Consider the following 208-nt stretch of genomic DNA (forward strand, 5'->3'; position numbering starts at 1 on the left):
CCAGGCCCTGGCGTCGGCCGGCCTGTCTCCCGCCCAGATCGACGTCGTGGAGGCGCACGGTACGGGGACCCGGCTGGGTGACCCGATCGAGGCGCAGGCGCTCATCGCGACGTACGGCCGGGAGCGGTCGCAGGACCGGCCGTTGTGGCTGGGTTCGCTGAAGTCGAACATCGGTCACGCCCAGGCCGCCGCCGGTGTCGGCGGCATC

Annotated in this window: 1 protein-coding gene; it reads left to right on the plus strand. The window is 73.6% G+C overall.

From position 1 onward, the window contains the following. On the plus strand, nucleotides 1-208 hold a 208-nt coding region (locus IO33_RS0142465; protein ID WP_031174386.1), incomplete at both ends, for a modular polyketide synthase.

Origin of the sequence: Streptomyces durhamensis (genome assembly GCF_000725475.1) — a bacterium.
GTDB lineage: Bacteria > Actinomycetota > Actinomycetes > Streptomycetales > Streptomycetaceae > Streptomyces > Streptomyces filipinensis.